The following is a 17,613-nucleotide window of genomic DNA, read 5'->3' as shown; positions in this document are numbered from 1 at the left end:
AGGGGCCCGATGAGCGAATTCGTCCAGTACCTCGTGAACGGCCTGACGATCGGGGCCTTCCTCGCGCTGATCGCGCTGGGCTACTCGATGATCTACGGGGTGGTGCGCCTGATCAACTTCGCGCACGGCGACGTGTTCATGATCGGCGCGTTCGCCGGGTTCGGCACGCTGACCGTGCTCGGCTCGACCGGCGGGATGGCGCTGCCCGCCGTCCTCGCCGCCGTCGTGGTCGGCGCCCTGACCACCGGCCTCGTCGGCACCGGCATCGCCAGGGCCGCCTACGTGCCGCTGCTGTCGTCGCCGCGCCTGGCGCTGCTGATCGCCGCCATCGGGGTGTCGCTGGCGCTGGAGGAGGGCGTCAAGGTCCTCACCGACGCCCGGTTCGAGTCCTACCCGCACGCCCTGGACGGCGGCCGGATCCTCAGCGGCGCCGTCCAGGTCACCTGGGGGCAGCTCGTCCTGGTCGTGCTGTCGGTGGCGCTGATGGCGGCGCTGTGGCTGTTCGTCACCCGCACCGTGACGGGGACCGCGATGCGCGCGCTGGCGATGGACCGCGACGCGGCCCGGCTCCAGGGGATCGACGTGGAGCGGCTGATCCTGGCGACGTTCTTCATCGGGTCGCTGCTCGCGGGCGCGGCCGGCGTCATGTACGGGCTGTACTACGTGCAGATCAGCTTCGGCATGGGCTTCCTCATCGGGCTGCGCGCGTTCACCGCCGCGGTGCTCGGCGGCATCGGCAACCTGCCGGGGACGATGGCCGCGGGCGTGTGCATCGGCCTCGTGCAGTCGTTCTCGGCCGGGTACGTCTCGTCCCGCTGGACGGACGTCGTCATCTTCGGCCTGCTGATCGCGGTGCTGGCGCTGAGACCCACCGGCCTGTTCGGCGAGCGCGTCGTGGAGCGGGCGTGAGGGCGCCGCGGCCCGCGGGCGGGGAGGCGGCCGTCCGGTACGGCGGCTGGCCGCTGCTGGTCGCGCTGGCGCTGGCCGCCGGGCAGACCCTGGACGACTACGCGCTGACCGTCGCCGGGACGATCCTCGTCTACGCGATCCTCGGGCTCGGGATCAACATCGTCGTCGGGTACGCGGGCCTGCTCGATCTCGGGTTCGCCGCCTTCTTCGCGATCGGCGCGTACGCCTCCGGGCTGCTGACGCTGAAGCTGCACTGGGACTTCTGGGCGACGCTGCCGGTCGCGGTCGCCGCCGCGGCGGCGGCCGGGGCGGTGATCGGGTACCCGACGCTGCGGCTGCGCAGCGACTACCTCGCGATCGTCACGCTCGGCTTCGGGGAGATCATCCGGATCACGGTGATCAACCTGGAGGTCACCGGCGGCCCGAACGGGCTGACCGGGATCCCCCCGGTGACGGTCGGCGGCCGCGAGATCGTCACGCCGAGGGACTTCTTCCACCTCGCGCTCGCGTTCTTCGCCGTCGTGCTGGCCGCGACGGCGCTGCTGGCCCGGTCGCGGCTCGCCTACGCGTGGCGCGCCGTCCGGGCCGACGACACCGCCGCCGAGGCGGTCGGCGTCCCGGCGCGGCGGGTGAAGCTGCTGGCGTACGTGCTCGGGGCGATGACCGGGGCCGTCGCCGGCCCGCTCAACGCCGCGCAGCTCGGCACCGTGGACCCCTCCAGCTTCACGTTCCTGACCTCGCTGATGATCCTGCTCGTGGTGATCATCGGCGGGATGGGCAGCCGGCCCGGCGTCGTGGTCGGCGCCGTGGTGATCGTCGCGCTGCCGGAGGCGCTGCGGACCGTGCAGGAGTACCGGGGGCTGTTCTTCGCGCTGCTGCTCATCGCCATCGTCCTCCTGCGGCCGCAGGGCGTGTGGCCGTACCGGCCGCGCCGCCTGCGGCTCCCGGCGGAGGCGGGACCCGCGCCCGGGCCCCCGGCCGAGCGGGGCACGCTGCTGGAGGTGGACGGCCTGACCCGGCGCTTCGGCGGCGTCACGGCCGTGGAGGGGCTCGCCCTGCGCGCGGACGCCGGGCAGGTCGTCAGCGTGATCGGCCCGAACGGCGCGGGCAAGACCACCGCGTTCAACTGCGTCACCGGGATGATCGCGCCGTCGGCCGGGACGGTCGTGCTCGCCGGGCGGAACGTGCGGGGCCTCGCCCCGCACCGGGTCGCCGCCGCCGGCCTCGCGCGCACCTTCCAGAGCATCCGGCTGTTCGAGGAGATGACCGTCGCCGAGAACGTGCTGATCGGCCGGTTCGCCCGCGACCGGGCCCTACTGCGGCCGCTGTCGCGCGCCGACCTCGACGCCGTCCGCCGCTGCCTGGACTTCGTCGGGCTGCTGGAGGCCGCCGACCGCACGGCGGGCGGGCTCGCCTACGGCGACCGGCGCCGGCTGGAGATCGCGCGGGCCCTCGCGGGCGACCCCCGCGTCCTGCTGCTGGACGAGCCCGCCGCGGGCGCGAACCCGACCGAGAAGCGGGCGCTGATGGGACTGATCTCCCGCATCGGCGCGCTCGGCGCCGCCGTGGTGCTGATCGAGCACGACGTCGCGCTGGTCATGTCGGTCTCCGACCGGGTGACGGTGCTGGAGCACGGGCGGACGATCGCGGCGGGGCCGCCGGCGGAGATCCAGGAGGACCAGCGGGTCATCGCCGCCTACCTCGGCGTGCCGGACGACCCGGAGACCGATCTCGCGGCGGAGGTGCTGCGGTGACGCTTCTGCGGGTGAGCGACCTGCGCAGCCGGTACGGCCAGGTCGAGGCGCTGGCCGGGATCTCCTTCGAGGTCGGTGAGGGCGAGATCGTCGCGCTGCTCGGCAGCAACGGCGCGGGCAAGACCACGGCGCTGCGGACCGTCACGGGCCTGCACCGGGCCCGCTCCGGACGGGTCGAGTTCGACGGCCGCGACATCACCCGGCTCGCCGCGCACCGGGTCGTCGCGGCCGGGTTCGGGCACGTCCCGGAGGGGCGGCGCGTGTTCCCCGCGCTGACCGTCGCCGAGAACCTGCTGCTCGGCGGCTACCTGCGGCGCCGCGACCGGGCGCTCGTCGCGTCCCGCCGGGACGAGGTCTACGCGATGTTCCCGCGCCTCGGCGAGCGGCGCGGGCAGCCGGCCGGGCTGCTGTCGGGCGGCGAGCAGCAGATGCTCGCGATCGGCCGGGCGCTGATGCTGCGGCCGCGCCTGCTCGCCCTCGACGAGCCGACGATGGGGCTGGCGCCCCGGACGGCGCAGCAGGTGCTGCGGGTCGTCCGGGAGATCCGCGACCGGGGCGCCGCGATCCTGATCGTCGAGCAGAACGCCCACCAGACGCTCCGCCTCGCCGACCGCGCCTACGTCCTGGAGACCGGCCGGATCGTGCTGGACGGCGCGGCGTCCGCGCTCGCCGGGGACGACCGGGTGAAGGCCGCCTACCTGGGCGGCGACCCGGTCATCGACGCGACGTGAGCAGCCTGCGGGCCGCGTCCTCGATCGCGGCCTCCGACAGCAGGACGTGGTGGGCGGCGTCTCCCAGGGGGATGAAGCTGTCCTCGCTCGTGACCCTGGCCGCCCGCCCCGGGAAGCCGGCGTCGGCGAGCGCGGTCAGGACGCCCTCCGAGACGCCCCCGGTGCGGCGCGTCTCGTCCGCGACCAGGACGGCCCCGGTGGCGCGGGCCTCGCGCAGCAGGTCCTCGACCGGGAGCGGGGCCAGCCAGCGCAGGTCGAGCACCCGGCACCGGACGCCCGCGGCCTCCAGGCGGCGGACCGCCCGCAGGCTCATCCGCAGGCCGTTGGCGAAGGTGACGACGGTGAGGTCGCCGCCGTCCCCGTAGGTGCGGGCGCGGCCGATCGGGACCGTCCCGCCGGCCGGGGCCAGCCACCCGCCGTCGCCGTCCTCGTGCAGGTCGCGGGCGTGGTACAGCGCGATCGGCTCCAGCATCGCGCACACGCGGCCCTCGCGCTCGGCGGCGTCCGCGCAGGCGCGCAGCATCCCCGCGGCGTCGTCGGGCCGGGCCGGTGACGCGATGACGAGCCCCGGGATGTCGCGCAGGGCTGCGACGGCGTTGTCGTTGTGGAAGTGGCCGCCGAACCCCTTCTGGTAGGCGTAGCCCGCGATGCGCACGACCATCGGGTTGCGGTACCGCCCTGAGGAGAAGAACGGCAGCGTCGCCGCCTCGCCGCGGATCTGGTCGGCGGCGTTGTGCAGGTAGGCCAGGTACTGGATCTCCGGGACGGGCAGCATCCCGGCGGTCCCGAACCCGAGCGCGAGTCCGAGGATCGACTGCTCGTCCAGGATCGTGTCGAAGACCCGCGCCGCCCCCGCCCGCCTCATCAGCCCGCGCGTGACCCCGTAGACGCCGCCCTTGCGCGCCACGTCCTCGCCGAAGACGAGCATTCCGGGGCGCTCGTCCAGCAGGTCGCCGAGCGTCCGGTTGACCGCCTGCGCCAGCGTGACCGGCTCACCCTCCGGGGCCCGCGCTCCCCCGCCCGGGCCGGTGCACCGAAACCGGAGCGGCGTCATGACCTGCGCGGCGGACGCCAGGCGCGGGGCGTCCGCGACCTCCTCGGCCAGCGCCGTGACCTCCGCGCGCTTGGCCTCGTAGAGGCGGGCGATGTCCCGCGCGGTCGCGACTCCGAGGTCGACGAGGAGGCGCGCTGTCCGCAGGAGCGGGTCGCGCTCCAGGTCGGAGGCCATCTCGGCGGGGGTCCGGTACGACGACTCGACGTCGGAGCCGGCATGGCCCATCAGGCGGACGGTGCGCAGGTGCAGGAAGGCGGGACGGCGGCGCTCGCGGACCCAGCCGGCCGCCCGCGCCGCCGCGGCGTGGGCGTCGGCGAGGTCGCAGCCGTCCGCGTGGAAGTAGGCGAGGCCGGGGCGCGAGCCGTAGGCGGCGCGGATCCAGCCGGGCGGCGTGCGGACGCTGATGCCGATCCCGTTGTCCTCGCAGACGAGCAGGAGCGGCAGGGGAAGGCCCTGGTAGCCGCAGTTGACGGCGGCGTTGACGGCGCCGGTGGCGGTGGAGTGGTTGGCTGAGGCGTCCCCGAAGCTGCACACGGTGACGGCGTCGCGCGGCCACGGCGATTCCAGGCCGAGCCGGGCGGCGCGTTCGATCGCGAAGGCCACGCCGAGCGCGCGCGGGAGGTGCGAGGCGATGGTGGAGGTCTGCGGGATCACGTTCAGCGGGCGGCTTCCGAACACCTTGTGCCGTCCGCCGGCGATCGGTTCCTCGGCGGCGGCGACCAGCCCGAGCAGGACGTCGCGGAGCGGATCCTGCCCGGGGACCTGGCGCGCCCGCTCCAGGAAGAACGCGCCCGACCGGTAGTGCAGGAGCGCCGGGTCGTCCGGGCGCAGGACGCCCGCGACGGCCGCGTTCCCCTCGTGGCCGGACGAGCCGATCGTGTAGAAGCCGTGGCCCCGCGCCTGGAGGCGGCGGGCGGCGAGGTCCAGGTGCCGGCTGCCGAGCTGCGCGTCGAACAGCTCCAGGCAGCGCTCGCCGGAGAGCCCGCCCGCAGAGGCGGGCGGGCTCGACGGCACCAGGGTCGCGGCCGTCTCGAGGAAGTGGACGTCGGCGGGCTCGGGCATGCGTGCTCCTGCCTGCGGGTCGGGACGCGTGTCGAGCATCGGACGCCGCGCCCGCCGCGGCCAAGCCGCGCGAGGCCGCGAACCGGTTGGGAGTTGGCCAAGGATCGCTTAACGAGGCTCCCCGGAGAGCCTCAGACGGGCTTGGCCTCGCGGTAAGGAAGCCGCGCTCTGCCCGATCTTGGCGCGGGCGGGCGGCCCGTCCAGGCTGGGACCGTGCTCTCCTCCGTCATCGGCGGCGCCCGGATCCCGGCGGGGCCGCGCTCGTACCGTTCCACCGACCCGTCCCGCACGTCCGAGACGGTCGCGGAGGTGTCCCTCGCGGACGCCGGCGACCTGGTGCGCGCCTGCCGGGCCGCCCGCGAGGCGCAGGCCGCCTGGCGCGACGTGCCGGCACCCGTCCGCGGGCAGGCGGTCGCCGCGGTCGGCCGCCTCGTCGAGGCCAACAAGGCGGCCCTCGCCGCGACCGTCACCCGGGAGGTCGGCAAGCCCCGCGCCGAGGCCCTCGGCGAGGTCCAGGAGATCGCCGACACCTGCGCGTTCTTCCTCGGGGAGGGGCGGCGCCTGTACGGGCAGACCGTCCCGTCCGAGATGCCCGACAAGCAGCTGTTCACCTTCCGGGACCCGGTCGGCGTCGTCACCGTCGTCACGGCCGGCAACTTCCCCGTCGCGGTGCCGTCCTGGTACATCGTCCCGGCGCTGCTGTGCGGGAACGCGGTGGTGTGGAAGCCCGCCGAGTACGCGGCGGCCTGCGCCGACGCTCTCTACGAGCTGTTCGCGCACGCGGGGCTGCCGGACGGCGTCCTCAACGTGGTCCACGCCGACGGCGCCGAGACCTTCCGCGGCCTGGAGCGGGCGCTGGACGAGGGGCTCGTCGACAAGGTCGGCTTCACCGGCTCCACGGAGGTCGGGTCGCGCATCGGGGAGCTGTGCGGCCGCCACATCCAGACGCCGTGCCTGGAGCTCGGCGGCAAGAACCCGATGGTCATCGCCGAGGACGCCGACCTGCCGCTCGCCGTCGAGGGCGCCCTGTTCTCGGGGTTCGGGACGGCCGGGCAGCGCTGCACCTCCCTCGGGACCGCGATCGTCCACGAGTCGGTGCACGGCGAGTTCGTGCGGCTGCTGGACGAGGCGGCGCGCGCCGCGCCCGTCGGCGACCCGGCGGGCGACGTGCTGTTCGGGCCGCTGATCAGCGAGCGGTTCGCGGACGGCTTCGAGAAGGTCCTCGGCTGGATCGGGCCGGGACACACCGTGCACGGCTCGTCGGCCACCGGGCGGATCACGGCGGCCGCGCCGCGCGAGGGCTTCGCCGGAGACCCGGAGGCGGGGCTGTTCTACCACCCGGTCATCGTCGACGGGGTGGGGCCCGGCGACGAGCTGTTCATGAACGAGGCGTTCGGGCCGATCGTCGGCGTCGCCGCCTACCGGACCCTGGACGAGGCGATCGCCCTCGCCAACGCCCCCGGCTACGGCCTGTCCGCCTCGATCTACACCGCCGACCCGGCGAAGGTGTTCGCGTTCCGGCGGCATATCTCGGCCGGGATGGTGAGCGTCAACAACTCCACCTCGGGCGCGGAGGCGCACCTGCCGTTCGGCGGGAACGGGCGCTCGGGCAACGGGAGCCGCCAGTCGGGCATGTGGGTGCTCGACCAGTTCACCCGCTGGCAGTCGATGAACTGGGACACCTCCGGGCGGCTGCAGAAGGCGCAGATGGACGTCCTGGAGATCGCCCCCGACCTCGGCTTCCGGCTGTAGGGGCGGCCGTGGGAACCGGGACGGGCGACGAGACGGAGACCGAGGCCGACGTCGTGGTCATCGGCGGCGGCGTGATGGGGACGAGCATCGCCTTCCACCTCGCCGAGGCGGGCGTGCGGCGCGTGGTCCTCGTCGAGCGGGACGCGCTCGGGTCGGGCTCGACGTGCAGGGCGGCGGGCGGCGTGCGCGCCCAGTTCTCCGACGAGGTCAACATCCGGCTCGGCGCCCGCAGCCTGGAGGCGTTCGCCCGGTTCTCCCGCCGCCCCGGCCAGGAGATCGACCTGCACCGGGTCGGGTACCTGTTCCTGCTGTCGCGGCCCGAGGACGTCGCGGCGTTCGAGGCGGGCGTCGCCCTGCAGAACGAGCTGGGCGTCCCGAGCCGGATGGTCTCGGTCGCGGAGGCCCGCCGGCTGTCGCCGCTGATCGTCCCGGACGGGCTGCTGGCCGCCGCGTTCTCCCCCGACGACGGGCACTGAACGCCCGAGTCGGTCGTCCTCGGGTACGCGGCGGGCGCGCGGCGGCACGGCGCGGCGATCCGCACCGGCTGCGAGGTCGTCGGCATCGAGACCGGCGGCGGCGGGATCGCGGCCGTCCGGACCACGCGGGGGCGCATCCGCACGCCCGCCGTCGTCTGCGCCGCCGGGGCCTGGTCGGCGGAGGTCGGGCGGATGGCCGGCGTCGACCTCCCGGTCGAGCCGCTGCGCCGCCAGATCGTCTTCACCGAGCCGCTGCCGGACCTGCCGCGCCCGGTGCCGATGACGATCGACTTCGCGACGTCGTTCTACTTCCACGCCGAGGGCGAGGGCCTGATGCTCGGCATGTCCGACCCCGACGAGCGTCCCGGCTTCCTGCTGAACCGGTCCGACGCGTGGCTCCCCCGGCTCACCGAGGCGATCGGCGCCCGCGCGCCGCGCCTGCTCGACGCCGGGTTCAAGGGCGGCTGGGCCGGCCTCTACGAGATGACACCCGACCACAACGCGCTCATCGGCGAGGACGCGGCGGTGCCGCGGTTCCTCTACGCGGCCGGCTTCTCCGGCCACGGCTTCCTCCAGGGCCCGGCGGTCGGCGAGGTCGTCCGCGACCTCTACCTCGGCCGCGCGCCCTTCGCCGACGTCGCCCCCCTGAACGCCGCGCGCTTCGCCGGCGACGCCCTCCGCCCGGAGACCAACTGTGTCTGACGTGCTCGCGCTGATGGACGAGTGGGGCCCCGAGCGGGTCGTGTGCGTCTCCGACGCCCGGACCGGGATGCGGGGCGTGCTCGTCATCGACAACACCGCCCGCGGCATGGGCAAGGGCGGCATGCGGATGAGCCCGTCGGTGACGGTCGCGGAGGTGGCGCGGCTCGCCCGGGTGATGACCTACAAGTGGGCGGGCGTCGACCTGTTCTTCGGCGGCGCGAAGGCGGGGATCGCCGCGGACCCGGGGTCGCCCGACCGGGAGGCGGTCCTGCGCGCGTTCGTGCGGGCGCTGTCGCAGGAGATCCCCCACCGGTACGTGGCGGGCCTCGACATGGGGCTTTCGGAGCGGGACGCGGCGATCGTCCAGGACGAGCTGGACGACCGCGGCGCGGCCGTCGGCACCCCGCACGTCCTCGGCGGCATGCCCTACGACGAGCTGGGCGTGACCGGCTTCGGGGTCGCGGAGGCGGCCGACGCCGCGGCCCGGCACGCCGGGATGTCCCTGCGGGGAGCGCGCGTCGCGGTGCAGGGGTTCGGGGCGGTCGGGCACGCGGCGGCGCGGCGCCTGCACGAGCTGGGCGCGGCGGTCGTCGCGGTCTCGACCGTGCACGGCGCGCTGCACGACCCGGACGGCCTGGACGTCGGGCGGCTCCTCGCCCTGCGCGCCGAGGCGGGCGACGCGGCGGTGCGGGAGTACGGCGGGCGGCTGCTGGCGCCCGGCGCGGAGCTGTCGGTCCCGGCCGACGTCCTCGTCCCGGCCGCGACGCAGGACGTCATCGACGAGCGGGCGGCCGCGGACGTCCGGGCGGCGATCGTGGTGGAGGGCGCGAACCTGCCCACCGGCAGGGAGGCGCAGCGCGTCCTCGCCGAGCGAGGCGTGACGGTGGTGCCGGACCTCGTCGCCAACGCGGGCGGCGTCGTCGCGGCGGGGTTCGCGATGGACGCCCGCTACTCGGCGTTCCGCCCCGACCCGGACGCGGTGTTCGCCGCGGTCTCGGCGAAGATGCGCGACAACACCGCCCGGGTCCTCGACGCCGCCAGGGCGCAGGGCGCGACGACGCACGAGGCCGCCGTCGCGCTCGCGCAGGAGCGCGTCCGCGCCGCGATGGAGCTCAAGGGCCGGTGGCGCCGCCGACCTCGCTCTGAACGCCCCGGGCCGCCTCGATGAGGCCGCGCATGGCGTCCTTGACGAGCGGGTTGGTGTTGGTGGCGCGGCGCAGCACGGTGACGTGCCGCCGCGGGCTGCGGCGGCTGAGCCGCAGCGTCCTCAGCCCGGGCGCGGGGACGCAGCCGAGCGCCGGGACGAGCGCGATGCCGAGGCCGCATCCGACCAGCCCGCACACCACGGCGTAGTCGTTGCTGCGGAACGCGATGTCGGGGACGAACCCGGCGGTGCCGCACAGCCTCAGCAGCGCCTGCGCGCCGGCGCTCTCGGGGCGGCTCGCGATCCACGTCTCCGACCGCAGGTCCGGCAGCCGGACGGTGCGCCCCCCGGCGAGCGGGTGGTCCCGCGGGACGCACAGCACCAGGTTCTCGTCCATCACCGGCGTCTCCACGATCTGGTCGGGCCAGGTGCGCGGGAACAGGTCGTACCGGTACGCGAGTTGGAGGTCGAGGTCGCCGTCGAGCAGTTCGGGCAGCAGCTCGTCCGGCTCGCCCTCGGCCAGCGTGATGTCGATGCCGGGCCGGACCCGCGACAGCTCCGCCAGCACCCGCGGCAGGATCCGGGCGCTGGCGGTCGGGAAGCTGCCGAGCTGCAGGGCGCCGCGCTCGCCGCTGGCGACCGTGCGCAGCTCCCGCTCCAGCGTGTCGAGGGCCGACAGCACGTCGTTGCCCTTGCTGACCAGCAGGAACGCGGCGCTGGTCGGGCGCACGCTGCGCGCCCGGCGCTCGAACAGCACCAGGCCGCAGGCGCGCTCCAGCGCGGCGATCTGCTGGGAGACGGCGGACGCGGTGTATCCGAGGTTGCGGGCCGCGTCCGCGAACGAGCCGGTGCGGACGACCTCGCGCACGGTCTGGATGTGGAGGGGACTGATCATGGGCGCACCCCGTTCAGCGCTGAACGTGACCGTCTCCCCCGCAGACGCCTCCCCTCATGCGTATCATCCCGCGGGCCGGCTCCCCAGGCCCGGAGATCAGTCGTGCCGCGGGCGCTTGGCCACCAGCGTCAGGACGTCGTACTTGGCGACCGAGGCGCCCTCCTGGTTCGTGACGTCGGTGTCCCAGCGGACCTCGCCGTAGTCGGCGCCCTCGCGCGGCGTGATCTGCTTGGCCGTCAGGGTGACGGTCAGCTCGTCGCCCGGCTTGACGGGCGTGAGGAACCGGAGGTTCTCCAGGCCGTAGTTCGCCAGGACGGGCCCGGGGGCCGGCTCCACGAACAGCCCGGCCGCGAACGACACGACGAGGTAGCCGTGCGCGACGCGCCCGCCGAAGAACGGGTTCGCCCTGGCGGCCTCCTCGTCGGTGTGGGCGTAGAAGGTGTCGCCGGTGAACTCGGCGAAGTGCTCCACGTCGCCGAGGGTGACGACGCGGGGGCCGCCGACGGCGGTGTCGCCGACGCGCAGGTCCTCCAGGTGCTTGCGGAACGGGTGGACGTCGGTGACGGTCCGGTCGGTGCCGGGGACCCAGCGCCCGGTGATCGAGGTGAGCATCGCTGGCCCGGCCTGGACGGCGGTGCGCCGCATGTGGTGCACCACCCCGCGGATCCCGCCCATCTCCTCGCCGCCTCCGGCGCGCCCGGGGCCGCCGTGGACGAGCGCGGGCAGCGGCGAGCCGTGCCCGGTCGACTCCTTGGCGTCCTCGGCGTTCAGCACGAGCAGCCGCCCGTGCCACGGCGCGGCGCCGAGCACGACCTCCCGGGCGAAGTCCGGGTCGCCGGTCACGACCGAGCCGACGAGGCTGCCGCGCCCGCGCGCGGCCAGCTCGACCGCCTGCTCGGCGCCCTCGTACGGCATCAGGGTGCTGACCGGGCCGAACGCCTCGACCTCGTGCGGCTCGGCGCGGCCGGCGTCGTCGGCGCGCAGCAGGACCGGGGAGACGAACGCGCCGCGCTCGGCGTCCGCGCCCACGACCTCGACCCGCTCGGGGTCGCCGAACACGACGCGGCCGGCGTCCATGAGGGCCTTCAGGGAGCGCCGCACCTCCTCGCGCTGGTCGAGCGTGGCGAGGGCGCCCATCCGCACGGACGGGTCGGACGGGTTCCCGACCGTGACCTTCGCCAGCCGCTCCCGGACGGCCTCGGCGACGTCGTCGATCAGCGCGGCGGGGACGAGCGCCCGGCGGATCGCCGTGCACTTCTGGCCCGCCTTCACGGTCATCTCCGTGGCGAGCTGCCGGACGTACAGGTCGAACTCCTTCGTGCCGGGCACCGCGTCCGGCCCGAGGACGGAGCAGTTCAGCGAGTCGGCCTCGGCGTTGAACCGCACCGCGTTCCCCACGATGACGGGGTGGGTGCGCAGGAGCCGGGCCGTGGACGCCGACCCGGTGAACCCGACGATGTCCTGCTCGGTGAGGTGGTCGAGGAGGTCGCGCGGCTCGCCGCAGACCATCTGCACCGAGCCCTCGGGCAGGATCCCGGCCTCGACGACCAGCTCGACCAGCCGGGCGGTCAGGTAGGCGGTCTGGCTCGCCGGCTTGATCAGGCTCGGCACCCCGGCGAGGAACGCGGGCGCGAGCTTCTCCAGCGGGCCCCACACCGGGAAGTTGAACGCGTTGATCTGCACCGCGACGCCGCGCGACGGCGTGCACAGGTGCTGCCCGACGAACGTCCCGCCCTTGCCGAGCGGCTCCACGTCGCCCTCGACCAGCACGGTGTCGTTCGGCAGCTCCCGCTTGCCCTTGCTCGAGTAGGCGAACAGGACGCCGATGCCGCCGTCCACGTCGAACTTCGAATCGTTCAGTGTCGCGCCCGTCCTGGCCGACAGGGCGTACAACTCCTCGCGGTGCTCCCGCAGGTGGGACGCGAGCGCCTTCAGCAGGGCCGCGCGCTGGTGGAACGTCAGTTCCCTCAGCACCGGGCCCCCGACCGACCGCCCGTACTCCAGGGCGGCGCCCATGTCGACCCCCGCGGAGGAGATCCGGGCGACCTCCTCCCCCGTGACGGCGTCGTGCAACGGCGCCCCCTCGTCGTCCGGAGCACGCCAAGAACCCGACACATAACTGCGCAGCACGACCACTGGGACCTCCTTGTCCATACCTCAGACCATTCTTGCCACTTCACAGCCCCCTTCACCCTCGCAGACATGACAGTCGAGGCCCCGATCCTTTGTGTACTCCCGCGCCGCCACCGACGCGGGTCACCTGTCCGCGACGACGTTCCAGGCGCCCTGGCGGACCTCGACGTGGGGACCGGCGCAGCCCGGCCAGAAGGTCCTTCCGTTCGCCGGTCCATCCGGCCGCCAGGCCGCCCATGCGGACGACGCCGACGGAGAGCAGGTGCGAGGCGGCGTCGCCGCGTGCGGTGAGCGGGCAGGAGGCGGCCGGGCTCGCCGCCCCGCGCGCCCAGCGCGTGGTCCAGCCGCCGGTCGGCGATCCTGGCGGCCAGGACGGGACCGAGGAGTGACGGCGGCACCGCGGCGGCGGCCCGTGCCAGCGCCGCGACCGCGACCGCCGATCGCGGTCCCCGGGCATGGCACAGGAGCACCCCGAGGGCCCGGCAGGACGGTCCGAGCCCGCCATCGCCTCCAGAGCGGCCTCGGCGGACGATGGCGAACCGGCGGCGCCCTCGGCGAGCCGTCTGCCCTGAAATACTCCTGACCATGACCTTTGTGGCAGACAGTCAGCGATACGAGCGGCTCCCCTACCGGCGGTGCGGGCGGAGCGGGCTGAAGCTCCCGGCGATCTCGCTGGGCCTGTGGCACAACTTCGGCGACGACCGCCCCCTGGACGTCCAGCGGGCCATCCTGCGGCGCGCGTTCGACCTCGGCGTCACCCACTTCGACCTCGCCAACAACTACGGTCCGCCGTACGGGTCCGCGGAGACCAACTTCGGCCGCGTCCTGCGCGAGGACCTCGCCCCGTACCGGGACGAGATCATCATCTCGACCAAGGCCGGCTACGACATGTGGCCCGGCCCGTACGGCGAGTGGGGGTCGCGCAAGTACCTGCTCGCGAGCCTCGACCAGTCGCTGCGCCGGATGGGCGTCGACTACGTCGACATCTTCTACAGCCACCGCTTCGACCCGGAGACGCCGCTGGAGGAGACGATGGGGGCGCTGGACCGGGCCGTCCGGTCCGGCAAGGCCCTCTACGCCGGGATCTCGTCCTACTCCCCCGAGCGCACCGCCGAGGCGGCCGCGATCCTGCGGGAGATGGGCACCCCCCTGCTGATCCACCAGCCGTCCTACTCGATGCTCAACCGCTGGATCGAGGGCGGGCTGCTCGACACGCTCGACCGGGAGGGCGCCGGCTGCATCGCGTTCTCCCCGCTGGCGCAGGGGATGCTGACCGGCAAGTACCTCGACGGCGTCCCGGAGGGGTCCCGGGCGAGCAGGGGCACGTCGCTGTCCACGAGCCTGCTCACCGAGGACAACCTGCGGCACGTCCGGACGCTGAACCGGATCGCCGAGGGGCGCGGGCAGTCGCTCGCCCAGATGGCGCTGGCCTGGTCGCTGCGGGACGGCCGGGTGACCTCGGCGCTGATCGGCGCGAGCAGCGTCGCGCAGCTGGAGGAGAACCTCGCCGCCCTCGACCGGCTCGACTTCACCCCGGACGAGCTCGCCGCGATCGACCGGGACGCCGTCGAGGCGGGGATCAACATCTGGGCCGCCTCCAGCGCGGCCTGACCTGCCGGAGGACGACCGGGACGGCGCGTGCATCGACCGGGCGTGACGGGGCACGAGCGGCATATGGAAGATATGACGCTGAGGAGCGCCGCGTTCGGCGACCACACGCTCATGCCGTCGGACTACTCCCACGACAGCGGGGACCTCTCGCCCCCGCTGGAGTGGTCGCCCGCGCCCGAGCAGGTCGTGGAGCTGGCGCTGGCGTGCGAGGACCCCGACGCCCCGTCCGGCACGTTCGCGCACTGGCTGCTCGCCGGCATCGACCCGGTGACCACCGGCCTGGACGCCGGGGAGCTGCCGACCGGCGCCGTCCTCGGGCGCAACGACTACGGGTCCGAGGGCTACGGCGGGCCGAAGCCCCCGGCGGGCGACGACCCGCACCGGTACTTCTTCCGGCTGTACGGGCTGGCGGAGCCGTCCGGGCTGCGCGACGGGTTCACCGCCGAGGACCTGCGCGCCGCCGTCGAGGACAAGATCGTCGCGGCGGGGACCCTCGTCGGCACCTACGCCAGGTGAGCCGTGGACGGCGACGAGCCCGAACGGAACGAGCCGGACCGGAGCGAGCCCGACCGGAGCGAGGCCGACCGGAGTGAGCACCGGCGGCCCGACATCGGCCGGGGCGATCCCGGTTGGCACGGTCCCGGGTCGCACGGGCCGTACCCGCACGAGCAGCCGCGCGGGGACGAGCCGCTGACCGCGCGCAGCCCGCTGCTGCTGCGCGCGGTCCTGTCCGCGATCGCGCTGGTCGGCGCGGTGGCCGCCGCGATCGTGTTCGCGGTGAGCGCCTCCGGCGGCGGCTCCTCCACCGCGGCCGGCATCTGCGCGGCGGTCGCCGTCATCGCCGCCGTCGACCTCGTGGTGATCGCGCGGCGCGCCCGCCACTGAGCCCTGCGCCGCCCGGTGCAGGTGCCGCTCAGTGCCGGTGCCGCTCAGTGCCGGTGCCGCTCAGTGCCGGTGGTCGGTGGCCGCCGCCCCGGGGTCGGCGAGCAGCCGGCCGATCCGGTCGCGGCTCTCCTCGTCGGCCGGCGTGTAGACGACGAGCCGCGCGTTCGGGGACGCGGTGATGTCCATGCTCGTGGTGCGGGTGCGGATCTCGCCGACGGCGCGGTGCCGGAAGACCTTGGCGCTCGGCCCCGGCAGCGCCACGTCGTGGGACGCCCACAGCTGGGCGAAGAGGGGACTGGCCTCCTGCAGGCGCCGGACGAGGTCCTTCCAGCCCGGTTCGTCCAGATGCCTGCTGTACCGGTGCCGGAAGACGGCGACGTGGTCGGGCGCCGCCTCCTCCAGGTTCACGACCGGGTTGCAGCACGGCGGCAGCGTGAACATCTTCCACAGCGTGTTGCGGTCGCACGGCCGGGCGCTCACGAGGTGCGGGAAGATCGCGGCGTAGGCGGCGTTCCAGGCCAGGATGTCGGAACGGGCGTTGACCACGGCCGCGGGCAGCGGCACGAGCGCGTCCAGGACCCCCTGGACGTCCTCGGGGAGGGTCTCGGCACTTCCGTCGACCGCGGCGTCCGGGACGTCGGCCAGCCGGTACAGGTGCTCGCGCTCGGCGCCGTCCAGCCGCAGGGTGCGCGCCACCGCGTCCAGCACCTGGGTGCTGGCGTTGATCGGGCGGCCCTGCTCCAGCCACGTGTACCAGGTGACGCCGACCCCGGCGAGCTGGGCGACCTCCTCGCGGCGCAGGCCGGGTGTGCGGCGCCGCGGGCCCGGCGGCATTCCCACGTCCTCGGGGGTGATCCGCTCGCGCCGGCTGCGCAGGAACGCCGCCAGCTCCGTGCGGCGGCGCGGACCCGCACCGCCCCTGCGGGCGGCGGGCGCGGCGGCCGGACTCGTCATCGTCACTCCCCCAGCCTGCCTCGGACGGGCGCGCTCTTCCAGGTGCTGTCAGTACCAGTATCGGCAGGCTCTCGTTACCGGTACCGGTCCGCCCCCACGCTCGTACACATGACACAGACAACCGACCTGCGCGGGACCATTCCCGAACGGGGGTCGCGGAACGGATCCGGCGGGCTCGCGCTCGCCGTCATCCTGCTCGGCCAGTTCATGGCCATCCTCGACGTGAACATCGTCAACGTGGCCCTCCCGACGATGCGCGCGGACCTGCGCGCCTCGGGCGCGGGGCTCCAGCTCGTCGTGGCCGGCTACGTCATCTCCTACGCCGTCCTGCTGATCACGGGTGCGCGGCTCGGCGGCATCGCGGGCCACCGCCGCCTGTACCAGCTCGGCCTCGCGTCCTTCACGCTGGCGTCGCTGGCGTGCGGGCTGGCGCCGTCCACCGGGACGCTGGTGGTGTGCCGCTTCCTGCAGGGCGCGGGCGCGGCGATGCTGACCCCGCAGGTCATGTCGATGATCCAGCGGGACTTCACCGGCGCGGCCCGGGGGCGGGCCCTCGGCTTCTACTCGGCCGTCATCGCGGGCGGCATCGTCGTCGGGCAGGCGGCCGGGGGCCTGCTGGTCGCCGCGGACCTGTTCGGGACGGGCTGGCGGACGGTCTTCCTCGTCAACGTGCCGATCGGCGCCGCGCTGCTGCTGGCGGGACCGCGCGTGCTGCCCCGCGACGAGCCCGCGCCCCGGACGCGCCCGCTGCGGGCCGAGCTGGACCTGCCGGGCGTGCTCACGCTGGCCCCGGCGGTGCTGCTGCTCGTCGTCCCGCTGATCATGGGGCACGAGCTGGGCTGGCCGCTGTGGGGCTGGGCGTCGCTGGGTGCCAGCGCCGCGTTCGCCGCGGCCTTCGTGGCCGTGGAGCGGCGCGTGGCGGCCGCGGGCGGGCGGCCGCTGGTCTCGCCCCGGGTGCTGCGCGCCCCGCTGCTGGTCCCGGCCTGCGTGGCGATCGTGTTCGGCCCGGCGACCTGGTCGTCGTTCCTGTTCACCACCACCCTGCACCTGCAGGGCGACCTGCGGATGTCCCCGCTGGAGTCGGGGCTGGCGTTCGTGCCGTGCGTCACCGCGTTCGGGCTGGTCGGGCTGAACTGGCAGCGGCTGCCGGCCCGCTGGCAGCGGCGCGCCGTCCCGGCCGGGTTCGCCGTGGCGGGGGCGGGCTACCTGTTCGTCGGCCCGCTCGCCGGAGGCGGCCTCGCCTACGAGGCGCTCACCGCGGCCATCGGGTTCGGGCTCGGGGTCATGCCGATCATCATGACGACCGCGCTGCGGCACGTCTCCCCGGGTGACGCCGCCGACGCCAGCGGCCTGCTCCTCACGCTGATGCAGCTCGCGCAGGTGATCGGCATCGCCACCGCCGGGACGCTGTTCCTCTCGCTGGCCGAGTCCGGCGGGTCCACCCGGCACGCCGAGTACGGCACGGGCTGGGCGCTCGCCGGGACGGTGCTGCTCGGCGCCGTGTGCGCACTGTCCCTGGCGCGCGACCGGGCCCCGGCCCGGCCCTGACGG

Annotated in this window: 14 protein-coding genes and 1 pseudogene; 11 read left to right on the top strand and 4 right to left on the bottom strand. The window is 74.8% G+C overall.

The genetic code is table 11. The features are described from left to right. Positions 1 to 9: 9 nt before the first annotated feature. The 3 genes from BKA00_RS08495 to BKA00_RS08485 are packed head-to-tail and all read left to right on the top strand — an operon-like array spanning position 10 to position 3,394. Positions 10 to 909: a branched-chain amino acid ABC transporter permease gene (locus tag BKA00_RS08495; RefSeq protein ID WP_185024393.1), complete on the top strand. Its 900-nt coding sequence runs from the start codon at positions 10 to 12 to the stop codon at positions 907 to 909. After that, positions 906 to 2,663, top strand: coding sequence for a branched-chain amino acid ABC transporter ATP-binding protein/permease (locus BKA00_RS38725; RefSeq protein WP_185024392.1), 1,758 nt, complete (start codon positions 906 to 908; stop codon positions 2,661 to 2,663). The genes BKA00_RS08495 and BKA00_RS38725 overlap by 4 nt, the downstream gene beginning before the upstream one ends. Next, positions 2,660 to 3,394: an ABC transporter ATP-binding protein gene (locus tag BKA00_RS08485; protein ID WP_185024391.1), complete on the top strand. Its 735-nt coding sequence runs from the start codon at positions 2,660 to 2,662 to the stop codon at positions 3,392 to 3,394. Before BKA00_RS38725 ends, BKA00_RS08485 begins: the two co-directional genes overlap by 4 nt. On the opposite strand, the gene BKA00_RS08480 is transcribed toward BKA00_RS08485, so the two are convergent. After that, positions 3,378 to 5,510: a thiamine pyrophosphate-dependent enzyme gene (locus BKA00_RS08480; RefSeq protein WP_185024390.1), complete on the bottom strand. Its 2,133-nt coding sequence runs from the start codon at positions 5,508 to 5,510 to the stop codon at positions 3,378 to 3,380. The genes BKA00_RS08485 and BKA00_RS08480 overlap by 17 nt on opposite strands. A gap of 213 nt (positions 5,511 to 5,723) precedes the next feature. Here BKA00_RS08480 and BKA00_RS08475 point away from each other — a divergent pair, with 213 nt between their 5' ends. The 3 genes and pseudogenes from BKA00_RS08475 (at position 5,724) to BKA00_RS08465 (ending at position 9,608) form a co-directional block, all read left to right on the top strand. Further along, the gene (locus BKA00_RS08475; RefSeq protein WP_185024389.1) at positions 5,724 to 7,262 is read left to right on the top strand and encodes an aldehyde dehydrogenase family protein; all 1,539 of its coding nucleotides are present in this window, start codon (positions 5,724 to 5,726) and stop codon (positions 7,260 to 7,262) included. Beyond that, positions 7,145 to 8,440: pseudogene (locus BKA00_RS38720) on the top strand (NAD(P)/FAD-dependent oxidoreductase). The gene BKA00_RS08475 and the pseudogene BKA00_RS38720 overlap by 118 nt, the downstream one beginning before the upstream one ends. Next, positions 8,433 to 9,608, top strand: a complete 1,176-nt coding sequence (locus BKA00_RS08465; protein WP_185024388.1) for a Glu/Leu/Phe/Val family dehydrogenase — start codon at positions 8,433 to 8,435, stop codon at positions 9,606 to 9,608. Before BKA00_RS38720 ends, BKA00_RS08465 begins: the two are co-directional and overlap by 8 nt. On the opposite strand, the gene BKA00_RS08460 is transcribed toward BKA00_RS08465, so the two are convergent. Both BKA00_RS08460 and paaZ read right to left on the bottom strand, forming a co-directional pair. Further along, entirely contained in the window at positions 9,553 to 10,479 is a 927-nt protein-coding gene (locus BKA00_RS08460; protein WP_185024387.1) for a LysR family transcriptional regulator, read from the bottom strand. The two genes, BKA00_RS08465 and BKA00_RS08460, sit on opposite strands and share 56 nt — an antisense overlap. A gap of 96 nt (positions 10,480 to 10,575) precedes the next feature. Beyond that, positions 10,576 to 12,633 (bottom strand): phenylacetic acid degradation bifunctional protein PaaZ, encoded by a 2,058-nt coding sequence (gene paaZ / locus BKA00_RS08455; RefSeq protein ID WP_185024386.1) that lies wholly within the window; start codon positions 12,631 to 12,633, stop codon positions 10,576 to 10,578. A gap of 215 nt (positions 12,634 to 12,848) precedes the next feature. On the opposite strand from paaZ, the gene BKA00_RS08450 reads away from it, so the two are divergent. The 4 genes from BKA00_RS08450 to BKA00_RS40330 all read left to right on the top strand — a co-directional run bounded on the left by BKA00_RS08450 (position 12,849) and on the right by BKA00_RS40330 (position 15,108). Further along, a complete protein-coding gene (locus BKA00_RS08450; RefSeq protein WP_185024385.1) occupies positions 12,849 to 13,001 on the top strand; it encodes a hypothetical protein in 153 nt (50 codons plus the stop codon). 196 nt (positions 13,002 to 13,197) lie between these two features. Next, positions 13,198 to 14,223, top strand: coding sequence for an L-glyceraldehyde 3-phosphate reductase (gene mgrA / locus BKA00_RS08445; protein ID WP_185024384.1), 1,026 nt, complete (start codon positions 13,198 to 13,200; stop codon positions 14,221 to 14,223). A gap of 72 nt (positions 14,224 to 14,295) precedes the next feature. After that, positions 14,296 to 14,739 (top strand): YbhB/YbcL family Raf kinase inhibitor-like protein, encoded by a 444-nt coding sequence (locus BKA00_RS08440; RefSeq protein ID WP_230299107.1) that lies wholly within the window; start codon positions 14,296 to 14,298, stop codon positions 14,737 to 14,739. A gap of 3 nt (positions 14,740 to 14,742) precedes the next feature. Beyond that, complete coding sequence (locus BKA00_RS40330; protein ID WP_221493067.1) at positions 14,743 to 15,108, top strand: DUF6343 family protein; 366 nt, start codon at positions 14,743 to 14,745, stop codon at positions 15,106 to 15,108. A gap of 60 nt (positions 15,109 to 15,168) precedes the next feature. On the opposite strand, the gene BKA00_RS08430 is transcribed toward BKA00_RS40330, so the two are convergent. Then, complete coding sequence (locus BKA00_RS08430) at positions 15,169 to 16,062, bottom strand: helix-turn-helix transcriptional regulator (protein WP_185024382.1); 894 nt, start codon at positions 16,060 to 16,062, stop codon at positions 15,169 to 15,171. Between the two features lie 108 nt (positions 16,063 to 16,170). On the opposite strand from BKA00_RS08430, the gene BKA00_RS08425 reads away from it, so the two are divergent. Continuing rightward, a complete protein-coding gene (locus BKA00_RS08425; RefSeq protein WP_185024381.1) occupies positions 16,171 to 17,610 on the top strand; it encodes an MFS transporter in 1,440 nt (479 codons plus the stop codon). The last annotated feature ends 3 nt before the right edge of the window (positions 17,611 to 17,613 follow it).

The organism is Actinomadura coerulea, from assembly GCF_014208105.1.
Classification (GTDB): Bacteria; Actinomycetota; Actinomycetes; order Streptosporangiales; family Streptosporangiaceae; genus Spirillospora; species Spirillospora coerulea.
The sequence above is the reverse complement of the archived record's forward strand: the minus strand, read 5'-3'. Positions and strand labels throughout refer to the sequence as shown.

Bases quoted from the DNA above. Each gene is read 5' to 3' on its own strand.
- paaZ (WP_185024386.1), bottom strand. From the start codon at position 12,633: ATGGACAAGGAGGTCCCAGTGGTCGTGCTGCGCAGTTATGTGTCGGGT.
- BKA00_RS08480 (WP_185024390.1), bottom strand. From the start codon at position 5,510: ATGCCCGAGCCCGCCGACGTCCACTTCCTCGAGACGGCCGCGACCCTG.
- BKA00_RS08440 (WP_230299107.1), top strand. From the start codon at position 14,296: ATGACGCTGAGGAGCGCCGCGTTCGGCGACCACACGCTCATGCCGTCG.
- BKA00_RS08450 (WP_185024385.1), top strand. From the start codon at position 12,849: ATGCGGACGACGCCGACGGAGAGCAGGTGCGAGGCGGCGTCGCCGCGT.
- BKA00_RS08495 (WP_185024393.1), top strand. From the start codon at position 10: ATGAGCGAATTCGTCCAGTACCTCGTGAACGGCCTGACGATCGGGGCC.
- BKA00_RS08425 (WP_185024381.1), top strand. From the start codon at position 16,171: ATGACACAGACAACCGACCTGCGCGGGACCATTCCCGAACGGGGGTCG.
- BKA00_RS08430 (WP_185024382.1), bottom strand. From the start codon at position 16,062: ATGACGAGTCCGGCCGCCGCGCCCGCCGCCCGCAGGGGCGGTGCGGGT.
- BKA00_RS08460 (WP_185024387.1), bottom strand. From the start codon at position 10,479: ATGATCAGTCCCCTCCACATCCAGACCGTGCGCGAGGTCGTCCGCACC.
- mgrA (WP_185024384.1), top strand. From the start codon at position 13,198: ATGACCTTTGTGGCAGACAGTCAGCGATACGAGCGGCTCCCCTACCGG.